This window comes from Citrobacter sp. Marseille-Q5395 (assembly GCF_947057495.1).
Taxonomy (GTDB): domain Bacteria; phylum Pseudomonadota; class Gammaproteobacteria; order Enterobacterales; family Enterobacteriaceae; genus Citrobacter; species Citrobacter murliniae.
This window is the reverse complement of sequence record NZ_CAMSEL010000005.1, coordinates 1-12238: the sequence shown is the minus strand read 5'-3', so window position 1 is coordinate 12238 and position 12238 is coordinate 1. Positions and strand designations below refer to the sequence as shown.

At 51.2% G+C, this 12238-nt stretch carries 15 protein-coding genes; 13 read left to right on the top strand and 2 right to left on the bottom strand.

From position 1 onward, the window contains the following. Positions 1-42: 42 nt before the first annotated feature. Positions 43-1944 (bottom strand): ABC transporter ATP-binding protein, encoded by a 1902-nt coding sequence (locus tag OH663_RS06315; protein ID WP_045448362.1) that lies wholly within the window; start codon positions 1942-1944, stop codon positions 43-45. A gap of 132 nt (positions 1945-2076) precedes the next feature. On the opposite strand from OH663_RS06315, the gene kefG reads away from it, so the two are divergent. The 4 genes from kefG (at position 2077) to slyD (ending at position 5334) form a co-directional block, all read left to right on the top strand. Next, the gene (gene kefG / locus OH663_RS06310; protein WP_048223473.1) at positions 2077-2628 is read left to right on the top strand and encodes a glutathione-regulated potassium-efflux system ancillary protein KefG; all 552 of its coding nucleotides are present in this window, start codon (positions 2077-2079) and stop codon (positions 2626-2628) included. Further along, the gene (gene kefB / locus OH663_RS06305) at positions 2628-4433 is read left to right on the top strand and encodes a glutathione-regulated potassium-efflux system protein KefB (RefSeq protein ID WP_045448360.1); all 1806 of its coding nucleotides are present in this window, start codon (positions 2628-2630) and stop codon (positions 4431-4433) included. Before kefG ends, kefB begins: the two co-directional genes overlap by 1 nt. Positions 4434-4442: 9 nt before the next feature. Then, entirely contained in the window at positions 4443-4643 is a 201-nt protein-coding gene (locus tag OH663_RS06300) for a YheV family putative zinc ribbon protein (protein ID WP_005121675.1), read from the top strand. Positions 4644-4737: 94 nt separating this feature from the next. Next, entirely contained in the window at positions 4738-5334 is a 597-nt protein-coding gene (slyD, locus tag OH663_RS06295; RefSeq protein WP_045448357.1) for a peptidylprolyl isomerase, read from the top strand. Positions 5335-5469: 135 nt separating this feature from the next. Here the strand turns inward: slyD and OH663_RS06290 are convergent, their stop codons facing one another. Then, entirely contained in the window at positions 5470-5688 is a 219-nt protein-coding gene (locus OH663_RS06290) for a protein SlyX (RefSeq protein WP_003023639.1), read from the bottom strand. A 231-nt stretch (positions 5689-5919) separates the two neighbouring features. Between OH663_RS06290 and fkpA the strand changes: the two genes are divergently transcribed. From fkpA to OH663_RS06245, 9 genes are all read left to right on the top strand, one after another. Next, the gene (gene fkpA, locus OH663_RS06285; RefSeq protein ID WP_045448355.1) at positions 5920-6738 is read left to right on the top strand and encodes an FKBP-type peptidyl-prolyl cis-trans isomerase; all 819 of its coding nucleotides are present in this window, start codon (positions 5920-5922) and stop codon (positions 6736-6738) included. 165 nt (positions 6739-6903) lie between these two features. Beyond that, the gene (locus tag OH663_RS06280; RefSeq protein ID WP_003023643.1) at positions 6904-7626 is read left to right on the top strand and encodes a helix-turn-helix transcriptional regulator; all 723 of its coding nucleotides are present in this window, start codon (positions 6904-6906) and stop codon (positions 7624-7626) included. Further along, on the top strand, positions 7626-8012 hold the full coding sequence (gene tusD, locus OH663_RS06275; RefSeq protein WP_200013188.1) for a sulfurtransferase complex subunit TusD: 387 nt from the start codon (positions 7626-7628) through the stop codon (positions 8010-8012). Before OH663_RS06280 ends, tusD begins: the two co-directional genes overlap by 1 nt. Further along, complete coding sequence (gene tusC, locus OH663_RS06270) at positions 8012-8371, top strand: sulfurtransferase complex subunit TusC (protein WP_048222844.1); 360 nt, start codon at positions 8012-8014, stop codon at positions 8369-8371. The genes tusD and tusC overlap by 1 nt, the downstream gene beginning before the upstream one ends. Positions 8372-8378: 7 nt before the next feature. After that, on the top strand, positions 8379-8666 hold the full coding sequence (gene tusB / locus OH663_RS06265; RefSeq protein WP_045448350.1) for a sulfurtransferase complex subunit TusB: 288 nt from the start codon (positions 8379-8381) through the stop codon (positions 8664-8666). Positions 8667-8791: 125 nt separating this feature from the next. Continuing rightward, positions 8792-9166 (top strand): 30S ribosomal protein S12, encoded by a 375-nt coding sequence (rpsL, locus tag OH663_RS06260; protein WP_003023654.1) that lies wholly within the window; start codon positions 8792-8794, stop codon positions 9164-9166. 95 nt (positions 9167-9261) lie between these two features. Further along, a complete protein-coding gene (rpsG, locus tag OH663_RS06255; protein ID WP_003023657.1) occupies positions 9262-9732 on the top strand; it encodes a 30S ribosomal protein S7 in 471 nt (156 codons plus the stop codon). Positions 9733-9828: 96 nt separating this feature from the next. After that, entirely contained in the window at positions 9829-11943 is a 2115-nt protein-coding gene (fusA, locus tag OH663_RS06250) for an elongation factor G (protein WP_045448338.1), read from the top strand. 69 nt (positions 11944-12012) lie between these two features. Further along, positions 12013-12238, top strand: a 226-nt coding sequence (locus OH663_RS06245) for a GTP-binding protein (RefSeq protein ID WP_001403315.1), incomplete at its 3' end; no start/stop codon positions are given.

Sequence of the window (12238 nt, the reverse complement as noted above, 5' to 3'; positions counted from 1 at the left end):
GGCCGGATAAGACGCTTTCGCGCCTTTATCCGGCAATCAAGACTACTCGGCAAGCATTTGCTCAAGCTGTTCCTGCGCGTCCAGCCAGGCCATTTCGCACTCTTCCAGCCCGGATTTTGCGCTCGCCTGTTGTTGCAGGCATGCCGTTAGTTCAGCTTTGCGACTTTGGTCGTACAGTTCGCTGTCGCCAAGCTTCTCTTCCGCCTGTGCCAGTTGTGCGTGTAGCTTTTCCATCTCTTTTTCCAGACGGGTTATCTCTTTACGCAGTGGTTGCGTCAGGGTTCGCAGCTCTGCTTCGCGGCGCTTCTGGTCTTTACGCGCCTGGGCGCTGTTGACACTCTCTTTCGCCGGTTCGTCGCTCTGGTTTTCCTGCTTTTGTACGTCACTTAGCCACTGCTGATAATCTTCCAGATCGCCATCAAATGGCTCGACCTTCTTATCGTGTACCAGATAGAGGTCGTCGGTAGTGGATCGAATCAGGTGACGGTCGTGCGAAACCACAACCAGTGCGCCTTCGAAATCAATTAATGCTTCGGTCAGCGCCTGACGCATGTCGAGATCCAGGTGGTTAGTCGGCTCATCGAGCAGCAACAGGTTCGGGCGTTGCCAGACGATCAGCGCCAGCACCAGACGCGCTTTTTCACCGCCGGAGAAGCGCGCGGTCTGTTCGGTAACTTTATCTCCCTGGAAGCCGAATCCGCCGAGGTAATCGCGTAGTTTCTGTTCCAGCTCTTGCGGCGCCATGCGTGCCAGATGCTGAATAGGGGATTCATCAGCCCGCAGGAACTCCAATTGATGCTGAGCGAAATAGCCGAGCTTAATACCCTTCGCCAGACCGATTTCACCACTGATCGGCGCCAGTTCTCCCGCCAGCAGTTTAATCAGCGTTGATTTACCCGCACCGTTACGTCCTAACAGGCCGATACGTGACCCCGGAACCAGGTTCAGTTTGATGGAGTCTAGGATGACGCGATCGCCATAGCCTGCGCTGACTTTTTCCATTTTCAGCAATGGATTGGGCAGGCTTTCCGGCGCGCGGAAACTGAAATGGAACGGGTTATCGACATGAGCCGGAGCGATGAGCTCCATGCGTTCCAGCATTTTAATACGGCTCTGTGCCTGCTTTGCTTTAGTTGCTTTGGCGCGGAAGCGATCGATATAGCTTTGCAGATGCGCCACGCGCTCCTGCTGGCTTTCGTACATCGCCTGCTGTTGTGCGAGACGCGTAGCGCGCTGAATTTCAAACGCGCTGTAGTTACCGGTGTACTCGAACATCGTCTGTTGTTCGATATGAATAATTTTATCTACCACCGGATCGAGGAAATCACGGTCATGAGAGATCAGGATCAGCGTGCCCTGATAGCTTTTCAGCCACCGTTCCAGCCAGATTACCGCGTCGAGATCGAGGTGGTTGGTCGGTTCATCAAGCAGCAGAAGATCTGAACGACAAATCAGTGCCTGAGCAAGGTTGAGGCGCATACGCCATCCGCCGGAGAAATCGCTGACCGGACGTTCAAGCTGCTCATTCGAAAAACCGAGGCCGTGTAACAGGCTGGCGGCACGCGAGCGAACCGTCCATGCATCAATAGCGTCCAGTTTGCCGTGTACGGTCGCAATGGCGTTTCCATCGTTACGTTCGTTGGCATCGTTCAACTGTGCTTCCAGCTGACGATATTCGCGGTCACCGTCAATCACGTACTCCAGCGCAGGCTGAGGAAGTGCTGGTGTTTCCTGGTTCACCCAAGCGAGCTGCCAGTTACCAGGGAACGTAAATCCCCCGGCGTCGGCGCTGATTTCATTTTTCAGCAATGCCAGCAGGGTAGATTTACCGCAGCCATTTTTACCGACCAGACCAACCTTCTGCCCTGGATTAATGGTGGCCGTGGCATTGTCCAGTAAGACGCGCACGCCGCGACGAATTTGTAACGAGGAGAAAACAATCATAAGGCGCCGTATGTTCAGACTATGTTAATTTATCATTATGATAATGTAATGTGCGGGCGCTTTGCCGCACCGAGGCGCAATGGTAGCCCAAAACGTCGAAAATAGACAAAAGACATAACCGGGAGGGGAATGATGTTCCAGCCAGCGAAAGTTTTGCTGCTGTATGCCCATCCGGAATCTCAGGACTCGGTCGCGAACCGGGTTCTGCTTAAACCGGCCATGCAGCTCAGTAATGTTACCGTGCACGATCTTTATGCACACTATCCCGATTTTTTTATCGATATTCCGCACGAGCAGGAACTGCTGCGTGAGCATGATGTGATTGTTTTCCAGCATCCGCTATACACCTATAGCTGTCCGGCCCTGTTAAAAGAATGGCTTGACCGTGTTCTCAGTCGTGGATTCGCCAGCGGTCCGGGTGGAAATCAATTGGCGGGAAAGTACTGGCGGAGTGTCATCACTACCGGTGAGCCGGAAAGTGCTTACCGTTATGATGCGCTGAACCGCTATCCGATGAGCGATGTGCTGCGCCCTTTTGAGTTGACGGCCGGAATGTGCCGGATGCACTGGATGAGCCCTATTATCGTTTACTGGGCCAGGCGGCAGACAAAGCAGGAGCTGGACAGTCATGCTAAAGCGTATGGCGACTGGCTGGCAAATCCGATTCCTTCGGGAGGCCGCTGATGGAAGGTTCTGATTTATTACTGGCGGGAGTGTTATTCCTCTTCGCGGCGGTAGCTGCGGTGCCGTTGGCATCGCGGCTGGGCATTGGCCCTGTTTTGGGGTATTTGCTGGCGGGGATCGCTATTGGTCCGTGGGGACTAGGGTTCATCAGCGATGTGGATGAAATCCTCCACTTCTCTGAATTGGGTGTGGTTTTTCTGATGTTTATCATTGGGCTGGAGCTTAACCCTTCCAAGCTATGGCAGTTGCGACGCTCAATATTTGGCGTCGGCGCGGCTCAAGTGATGCTCAGCGCAGTGGTTCTGGCTGGCCTGCTGATGCTCACGAATTTCTCCTGGCAGGCGGCAGTAGTGGGCGGAATCGGGTTGGCGATGTCCTCAACGGCGATGGCGCTGCAGCTGATGCGGGAAAAGGGGATGAACCGCAGCGAATCCGGGCAACTGGGTTTTTCGGTATTACTATTTCAGGATCTGGCGGTGATCCCCGCGCTGGCGTTGGTTCCGCTGTTAGCCGGTTCTGCTGACGAACATTTTGACTGGATCAAAGTAGGAATGAAGGTGCTGGCCTTTGCTGGCATGTTGATTGGTGGGCGTTATCTGCTCCGTCCCGTTTTTCGCTTTATCGCGGATTCCGGTGTACGGGAGGTATTTACCGCAGCCACGCTGCTCCTGGTACTGGGTTCTGCTTTATTCATGGATGCATTGGGGTTGTCGATGGCCCTTGGAACTTTTATCGCGGGCGTGCTGCTGGCGGAAAGCGAATATCGACATGAGCTGGAAACGGCAATTGATCCTTTTAAAGGTCTGTTGCTTGGTTTGTTCTTCATATCTGTGGGGATGTCGCTAAATCTTGGCGTTCTGTATACCCACATTCTGTGGGTGGTCGCGAGCGTTATTGTGCTGGTAGTTGTTAAGACGCTGGTGCTGTATCTATTGGCGCGACTGAATGGGATGAGAAGCTCGGAGCGTATGCAGTTTGCCGGTGTGTTAAGCCAGGGGGGAGAATTTGCCTTCGTCCTTTTTTCAACGGCATCATCACAACGACTGTTTCAGGGCGATCAAATGGCGCTGCTGCTGGTGACCGTCACATTGTCGATGATGACGACACCGTTGTTGATGAAGCTGATTGATAAATGGCTCTCCCGCCAGATTAACGGCCCGGATGATGAAGATGAAAAACCTTGGGTGGAAGATGATAAACCGCAGGTGATTGTGGTGGGGTTTGGGCGCTTTGGGCAGGTAATAGGCCGTTTGCTGATGGCGAATAAAATGCGTATTACCGTGCTGGAACGCGATATCAGCGCGGTTAATCTGATGCGTAAATATGGCTATAAAGTTTATTACGGCGATGCGACACAAGTAGAACTTTTACGTTCCGCTGGTGCTGAAGCGGCGGAGTCGATAGTGATCACCTGTAACGAGCCTGAAGATACGATGAAGCTGGTGGAACTGTGTCAGCAGCATTTTCCGCATTTGCATATTCTTGCGCGAGCGCGCGGACGCGTGGAAGCACATGAGTTATTACAAGCTGGTGTAACGCAGTTTTCCCGCGAAACCTTTTCGAGTGCGCTGGAATTGGGACGTAAAACTCTGGTTTCATTGGGTATGCATCCGCATCAGGCCCAACGTGCTCAGCTGCATTTCCGGCGGCTGGACATGCGTATGCTACGGGAGTTGATCCCGATACATACCGATACGGTACAAATCTCTCGTGCCAGAGAAGCCCGGCGCGAACTGGAGGAAATTTTCCATCGAGAGATGCAGCAAGAGCGACGACAGCTGGATGGCTGGGATGAATTTGAGTAGGGGATAACCATGGCAATTCGTAAACGTTTTATTGCAGGTGCAAAATGTCCGTCCTGCCAGGCGCAGGACTCGCTGGCGATGTGGCGCGAAAATAATATCGATATTGTTGAGTGTGTTAAGTGTGGTCATCAGATGCGGGAAGCCGATAAAGAAGCACGCGAGCACGTTCGCAAAGAAGAACAAGTGATAGGGATTTTTCATCCGGACTAGCGATATGGCGCAGCTTTTTTTAAGCTAGAGGGTACACGGGTGCAGAATTCCGCTACAATCTGCGCCACTATTCTTTCCATGCTCAGGAGATATCATGAAAGTAGCAAAGGACCTGGTGGTCAGCCTGGCCTATCAGGTACGTACAGAAGACGGTGTGTTGGTTGATGAGTCTCCGGTGAGTGCACCGCTGGACTACCTGCATGGTCACGGTTCCCTGATCTCTGGTCTGGAAACAGCGCTGGACGGTCATGAAGTTGGCGATAAATTCGATGTTGCTGTAGGCGCAAACGACGCTTATGGTCAGTATGACGAAAACCTGGTGCAGCGCGTTCCTAAAGATGTATTTATGGGCGTTGATGAACTGCAGGTTGGCATGCGCTTCCTGGCTGAAACCGACCAGGGACCTGTACCGGTAGAAATTACCGAAGTGGAAGACGACCACGTAGTGGTTGACGGTAACCACATGCTGGCTGGCCAGAACCTGAAATTCAACGTTGAAGTTGTTGCGATCCGCGAAGCAACCGAAGAAGAACTGGCTCACGGTCACGTTCACGGTGCGCACGGTCATGACCACGATCACGACCACGACGGTTGCTGCGGCGGTCATGGCCACGACCATGGGCACGAGCACGGCGGCGAAGGTTGCTGCGGCGGTGGCGGTAAAGGTAATGGCGGCTGCGGTTGCCACTAATACCCTTCGTCTTTCAACCCACAGCGGTATTGGCTGTGATTTGAAATCCTTTGGGTATATATGAGTAGGCCGGATAAGATGTTTACGTCGCTATCCGGCACAAAAAAAGCGGGAATTCCCCGCTTTTTTTATGTCTCAATAATGCGGCGGCGGTGTCTCTTCGGACTGCGACGCAATATGGGACGGCTGAGTTGCTTTGAGCTTCTCCGTCAGTAGACGCAGATGATCGCGCAGTTTGGCCATTTCCAGTTCGTGAGCAGTTACCGTCACATTAAGCTCTTCAATGGTAATTTCCTGAAATGCCAGGCGACTCTCCAGTTCAGCCAGCCGAGTTTCCATCGTTGTATCCTGCATGATTCACCTCTTCTGTTATTTCCGGCAGATCGCGGACTGCGGCGAATTCTACTCAACTTTGCCTGTTTGCACAGCACTCATTCCCGTGTGACGAAACTAATTTAAACAAAAAGAGTCTGAAATGTGGTGATAATAGGGCGTGTCTGTATGTTGATTTGTTCTACAACGCTTTATAGTACGTTTTTATGTTAGCTAACCCTGGGGTGAGATGCCCCGGCCCTGGAGAGATGGATGAAATCACTGTTTAAAGTAACGTTGCTGGCGACCACAATGGCCGTTGCTCTGCATGCCCCGATCACCTTCGCTGCTGATACTGCGAAACCAGCCGCTACCGCTGACAGCAAAGCAGCATTCAAGAATGACGACCAGAAAGCGGCTTACGCGCTGGGAGCATCCCTGGGGCGTTACATGGAAAACTCCCTGAAAGAGCAGGAGAAACTGGGCATCAAACTGGATAAAGATCAGCTGATCGCTGGCGTTCAGGATGCGTTTGCGGACAAGAGCAAATTGTCTGACCAGGAAATCGAACAAACTCTGCAGGCGTTTGAAGCGCGCGTGAAGACTTCCGCCCAGGCGAAAATGGAAAAAGACGCGGCTGATAATGAAGCCAAGGGTAAAGCGTACCGTGAGAAGTTTGCCAAAGAGAAAGGTGTTAAAACCTCTTCTACTGGTCTGGTCTACAAAGTAGAGAAAGCCGGTACAGGTGAAGCACCGAAAGACAGCGATACCGTGGTTGTGAACTACAAAGGTACGCTGATTGATGGTAAAGAGTTTGATAACTCTTACACCCGTGGCGAGCCACTCTCTTTCCGTCTTGACGGTGTTATCCCGGGCTGGACAGAAGGCCTGAAAAACATCAAGAAAGGCGGTAAAATTCAGCTGGTTATTCCACCGGATCTGGCTTATGGCAAAACCGGCGTTCCGGGTATTCCGGCAAACTCCACGCTGGTCTTTGATGTTGAGCTGTTAGATATCAAACCGGCGCCGAAAGCGGATGCGAAGGCAGACGCTGCACCGGCAGATAAAGCTGCAGATGCCAGCAAAAAATAAGGTACCAAAAACCGCCGCCCACAGGGCGGCGGTTTTTTATTATCGACAGGATATAATTAATACTGGAAAGCGCCTTGTGCGCTGTATTACTTTAGATGCCCCTAATAGTGATGAGCCTGCCCTGACAACATAACGACAGGCTCCTGAAAAGGAGTGCTTTTTTTCATGTCCAGGTCGCTTTTAACCAACGAAACCAGTGAGCTAGATTTGCTGGATCAACGTCCTTTCGATCAAACCGACTTCGATATCCTTAAATCCTACGAAGCGGTAGTGGACGGGTTGGCGATGCTCATTGGTTCCCATTGTGAAATCGTATTGCACTCTTTGCAGGATTTGAAATGCTCGGCTATTCGCATCGCCAACGGTGAACACACGGGCCGAAAAATCGGCTCACCGATTACCGATCTTGCGTTGCGTATGCTGCATGATATGACGGGTGCGGATAGCAGCGTGTCGAAATGTTATTTCACACGTGCGAAAAGCGGTGTCTTGATGAAGTCGGTGACGATTGCCATTCGCAACCGTGAGCATCGCGTAATTGGTCTGCTGTGCATCAATATGAATCTTGATGTACCTTTCTCGCAAATAATGAATACCTTTATTCCGCCGGAAACCCCGGAAGTGGGCTCAGCCGTAAACTTTGCTTCATCAGTGGAAGATCTGGTGACACAGACGCTGGAATTCACGATTGAAGAAGTGAATGCCGATCGTAACGTATCTAACAATGCGAAGAATCGTCAGATCGTCCTGAATCTGTATGAGAAAGGCATCTTCGATATCAAAGATGCTATTAATCAGGTCGCTGACCGTCTGAACATCTCCAAACATACTGTTTACCTCTATATTCGCCAGTTCAAAAGTGGTGATTTCCAGGGGCAAGACAAGTAATGCGTTTTGCCATCATGGTGACAGGACCTGCCTATGGCACACAGCAGGCGAGCAGCGCGCTGCAATTTGCACACGCGTTGCTTGAGGAAGGGCATGAGTTAAGCCGTGTCTTTTTTTATCAGGAGGGGGTATATAACGCTAACCTTCTGACATCACCCGCCAGTGATGAATTTGATTTGGTGCGAGGCTGGCAGCAACTCAATCAACAATTTGGTGTAGAGCTTAATATTTGTGTGGCGGCGGCGTTGCGTCGTGGCGTTGTTGATGAGACCGAAGCGAAGAGGCTTGGGCTGACAAGTTCGAACTTACAATCAGGTTTTAACCTCAGTGGGCTTGGCTCGCTGGCCGAGGCATCCCTGACGTGCGATCGCGTGGTACAGTTTTAATGAAACGTGTTGCTTTTGTTTTTTCCACTGTGCCGCACGGCAGTGCATCAGGCCGCGAAGGTCTTGATGCATTACTGGCGACTTCAGCATTAACGGAAGACCTTGGTGTATTTTTTATTGGTGATGGCGTCTTCCAGATCCTGCAAGGACAAAAACCGGATGCTGTCCTCGCCCGTGATTATATCGCGACTTTTAAACTGCTGGGGCTGTACGATATAGAGCAATGCTGGCTTTGCGCCGCCTCCCTGCGTGAGCGAGGGCTTGATCAGGGGGCCAGTTTTGTGGTCGATGCGACGGTTCTTGAACCCCATGATTTGCGCCGTGAGCTTGGCAACTATGATGTTATTTTGAGGTTTTGACATTCTCATGCTGCATACTTTACATCGCTCCGCGTGGCTTACTGATTTCTCCTCTCTTCTTCGTCTTGTTGGTGAAGACGATGAGCTTTTATTGCTCCAGGATGGCGTGACGGCGGCAATAGATGGTACCCGCTTCCTTGAAAGTCTGCAGAATGCCTCCATTAAGGTCTATGTACTGGAAGAAGACATTAAAGCTCGCGGGTTAGATGGTCAAATTTCAGACAGTGTCGTCAGGGTTGGCTATACTGACTTCGTCAGACTTACGGTGAAGCATCCCAACCAGATGGCCTGGTAATTGTGGGATCGTTGTATATTTCTTGACACCTTTTCGACACCGACCTAAAATTCTGCGTCCTCATATTGTATGAGGTCGTTTTATTACGTGTTTACGAAGCAAAAGCTAAAACCAGGAGCTATTTAATGGCAACAGTTAACCAGCTGGTACGCAAACCACGCGCACGCAAAGTTGCAAAGAGCAACGTGCCTGCGCTGGAAGCATGCCCGCAGAAACGTGGCGTATGTACTCGTGTATATACTACCACTCCTAAAAAACCGAACTCCGCACTGCGTAAAGTTTGCCGTGTTCGTTTGACTAACGGTTTTGAAGTGACTTCCTACATCGGTGGTGAAGGTCACAACCTGCAGGAGCACTCCGTGATCCTGATCCGTGGCGGTCGTGTAAAAGACCTTCCGGGTGTTCGTTACCACACCGTTCGTGGTGCGCTTGACTGCTCCGGCGTTAAAGACCGTAAGCAATCACGTTCCAAGTATGGCGTGAAACGTCCTAAGGCTTAATGGTTCTCCGTTAAGTAAGGCCAAACGTTTTATATTAATGTCAAACTAAACTCTTAGAGTTTTGGACAATCCTGAATTAACAACGGAGTATTTCCATGCCACGTCGTCGCGTCATTGGTCAGCGTAAAATTCTGCCGGATCCGAAGTTCGGATCAGAACTGCTGGCTAAATTTGTAAATATCCTGATGGTAGATGGTAAAAAATCTACTGCCGAAACAATCGTATACAGCGCGCTGGAGACCCTGGCTCAGCGTTCTGGTAAAAATGAACTGGAAGCTTTCGAAGTAGCTCTCGAAAACGTGCGCCCGACTGTCGAAGTTAAGTCTCGCCGCGTTGGTGGTTCTACTTATCAGGTACCAGTTGAAGTCCGTCCGGTCCGTCGTAATGCCCTGGCAATGCGTTGGATCGTTGAAGCTGCTCGTAAACGCGGTGATAAATCCATGGCTCTGCGCCTGGCGAACGAACTTTCTGATGCTGCAGAAAACAAAGGTACTGCAGTTAAGAAACGTGAAGACGTTCACCGTATGGCAGAAGCCAACAAGGCGTTCGCACACTACCGTTGGTAATCCCTTCGGAGTATTAGTCACCAGGCGGGCGCTTCTTGTAAGCAGCCCGCTTTGGGCTACTTAAATTGAACGCCTAAAAGATAAACGAGGAATCAAATGGCTCGTACAACACCCATCGCGCGCTACCGTAACATCGGTATCAGTGCGCACATCGACGCCGGTAAAACCACTACTACCGAACGTATTCTGTTCTACACCGGTGTAAACCATAAAATCGGTGAAGTTCATGACGGCGCAGCCACCATGGACTGGATGGAACAGGAGCAGGAGCGTGGTATTACTATCACCTCCGCAGCGACTACTGCATTCTGGTCTGGTATGGCTAAGCAGTATGAACCGCATCGCGTAAACATCATCGACACCCCGGGGCACGTTGACTTCACTATCGAAGTAGAACGTTCCATGCGTGTGCTTGATGGTGCAGTAATGGTTTACTGCGCAGTTGGTGGTGTTCAGCCGCAGTCTGAAACCGTATGGCGTCAGGCTAACAAATATAAAGTTCCGCGCATTGCGTTCGTTAACAAAATGGACCGTATGGGCGCGAACTTCCTGAAAGTTGTTGGTCAGATCAAAACCCGTCTGGGCGCGAACCCTGTTCCGCTGCAGCTGGCAATTGGTGCTGAAGAAAACTTCACTGGTGTTGTTGACCTGGTGAAAATGAAAGCCATCAACTGGAACGAAGAAGATGCAGGCGTAACCTTCACTTATGAAGATATCCCGGCTGACATGCAGGAACTGGCTGAAGAATGGCACCAGAACCTGATCGAGTCCGCCGCGGAAGCTTCAGAAGAGCTGATGGAGAAATACCTGGGTGGTGAAGAACTGACTGAAGAAGAGATCAAGAAAGCTCTGCGTCAGCGCGTTCTGAACAACGAAATCATCCTGGTAACCTGTGGTTCTGCGTTTAAGAACAAAGGTGTTCAGGCGATGCTGGATGCGGTAATTGATTACCTGCCATCCCCGACTGATGTACCTGCGATCAACGGTATTCTGGACGACGGTAAAGATACTCCGGCTGAGCGTCACGCTAGCGATGAAGAGCCGTTTGCTGCTCTGGCATTCAAAATCGCTACCGACCCGTTCGTGGGTAACCTGACCTTCTTCCGCGTGTACTCTGGTGTGGTTAACTCCGGTGATACCATCCTGAACTCCGTGAAATCTGCACGTGAGCGTTTTGGCCGTATCGTTCAGATGCACGCCAACAAACGTGAAGAGATCAAAGAAGTTCGCGCGGGCGACATCGCTGCTGCGATCGGTCTGAAAGACGTGACCACTGGTGATACCCTGTGTGATCCAGATTCTCCGATCATTCTGGAGCGTATGGAATTCCCGGAACCGGTAATTTCCATCGCGGTAGAACCGAAAACCAAAGCTGACCAGGAAAAAATGGGTCTGGCTCTGGGCCGTCTGGCTAAAGAAGACCCGTCATTCCGCGTATGGACTGACGAAGAATCTAACCAGACTATTATCGCCGGTATGGGTGAGCTGCACCTCGACATCATCGTTGACCGCATGAAGCGTGAATTCAACGTTGAAGCGAACGTCGGTAAACCTCAGGTTGCTTACCGTGAAGCGATTCGCGCGAAAGTTACCGATATCGAAGGTAAACACGCTAAGCAGTCTGGTGGTCGCGGTCAGTATGGTCATGTTGTTATCGACATGTACCCGCTGGAGCCGGGTTCAAACCCGAAAGGCTACGAATTCATCAACGACATCAAAGGTGGTGTAATTCCTGGCGAATACATCCCGGCCGTTGATAAAGGCATCCAGGAACAGCTGAAATCTGGCCCGCTGGCTGGTTACCCGGTTGTTGATCTGGGCGTGCGTCTGCACTTCGGTTCTTACCATGACGTTGACTCCTCTGAGCTGGCGTTTAAACTGGCCGCTTCTATCGCCTTTAAAGATGGCTTTAAGAAAGCGAAACCAGTTCTGCTTGAGCCTATCATGAAGGTTGAAGTAGAGACTCCGGAAGAGAACACCGGTGACGTTATCGGTGACTTGAGCCGCCGTCGTGGTATGCTTCGTGGTCAGGAATCCAACGTCACTGGCGTTGTGATCCACGCTGAAGTTCCGCTGTCTGAAATGTTCGGATATGCAACCCAGCTGCGTTCTCTGACCAAAGGCCGTGCTTCTTACTCCATGGAGTTCCTGAAGTACGACGATGCGCCGAACAACGTTGCTCAGGCCGTTATTGAAGCCCGTGGTAAATAAGCCACAGGATTAAAACCTAAGTCCCGTGCTCTCTCCAAAGGGGAGAGCACTATAGTAAGGAATATAGCCGTGTCTAAAGAAAAATTTGAACGTACAAAACCGCACGTTAACGTCGGCACCATCGGCCACGTTGACCACGGTAAAACTACCCTGACCGCTGCAATCACCACCGTTCTGGCTAAAACCTACGGCGGTGCTGCTCGTGCTTTCGACCAGATCGATAACGCTCCGGAAGAAAAAGCTCGTGGTATCACCATCAACACTTCTCACGTTGAATATGACACCCCGACTCGCC

What these genes read in the sequence shown, in the direction of transcription:
- OH663_RS06315 (WP_045448362.1), bottom strand. Translation starts at nt 1,944, where the DNA reads ATGATTGTTTTCTCCTCGTTACAAATTCGTCGCGGCGTGCGCGTCTTA.
- kefG (WP_048223473.1), top strand. Translation starts at nt 2,077, where the DNA reads ATGTTCCAGCCAGCGAAAGTTTTGCTGCTGTATGCCCATCCGGAATCT.
- kefB (WP_045448360.1), top strand. Translation starts at nt 2,628, where the DNA reads ATGGAAGGTTCTGATTTATTACTGGCGGGAGTGTTATTCCTCTTCGCG.
- OH663_RS06300 (WP_005121675.1), top strand. Translation starts at nt 4,443, where the DNA reads ATGGCAATTCGTAAACGTTTTATTGCAGGTGCAAAATGTCCGTCCTGC.
- slyD (WP_045448357.1), top strand. Translation starts at nt 4,738, where the DNA reads ATGAAAGTAGCAAAGGACCTGGTGGTCAGCCTGGCCTATCAGGTACGT.
- OH663_RS06290 (WP_003023639.1), bottom strand. Translation starts at nt 5,688, where the DNA reads ATGCAGGATACAACGATGGAAACTCGGCTGGCTGAACTGGAGAGTCGC.
- fkpA (WP_045448355.1), top strand. Translation starts at nt 5,920, where the DNA reads ATGAAATCACTGTTTAAAGTAACGTTGCTGGCGACCACAATGGCCGTT.
- OH663_RS06280 (WP_003023643.1), top strand. Translation starts at nt 6,904, where the DNA reads ATGTCCAGGTCGCTTTTAACCAACGAAACCAGTGAGCTAGATTTGCTG.
- tusD (WP_200013188.1), top strand. Translation starts at nt 7,626, where the DNA reads ATGCGTTTTGCCATCATGGTGACAGGACCTGCCTATGGCACACAGCAG.
- tusC (WP_048222844.1), top strand. Translation starts at nt 8,012, where the DNA reads ATGAAACGTGTTGCTTTTGTTTTTTCCACTGTGCCGCACGGCAGTGCA.
- tusB (WP_045448350.1), top strand. Translation starts at nt 8,379, where the DNA reads ATGCTGCATACTTTACATCGCTCCGCGTGGCTTACTGATTTCTCCTCT.
- rpsL (WP_003023654.1), top strand. Translation starts at nt 8,792, where the DNA reads ATGGCAACAGTTAACCAGCTGGTACGCAAACCACGCGCACGCAAAGTT.
- rpsG (WP_003023657.1), top strand. Translation starts at nt 9,262, where the DNA reads ATGCCACGTCGTCGCGTCATTGGTCAGCGTAAAATTCTGCCGGATCCG.
- fusA (WP_045448338.1), top strand. Translation starts at nt 9,829, where the DNA reads ATGGCTCGTACAACACCCATCGCGCGCTACCGTAACATCGGTATCAGT.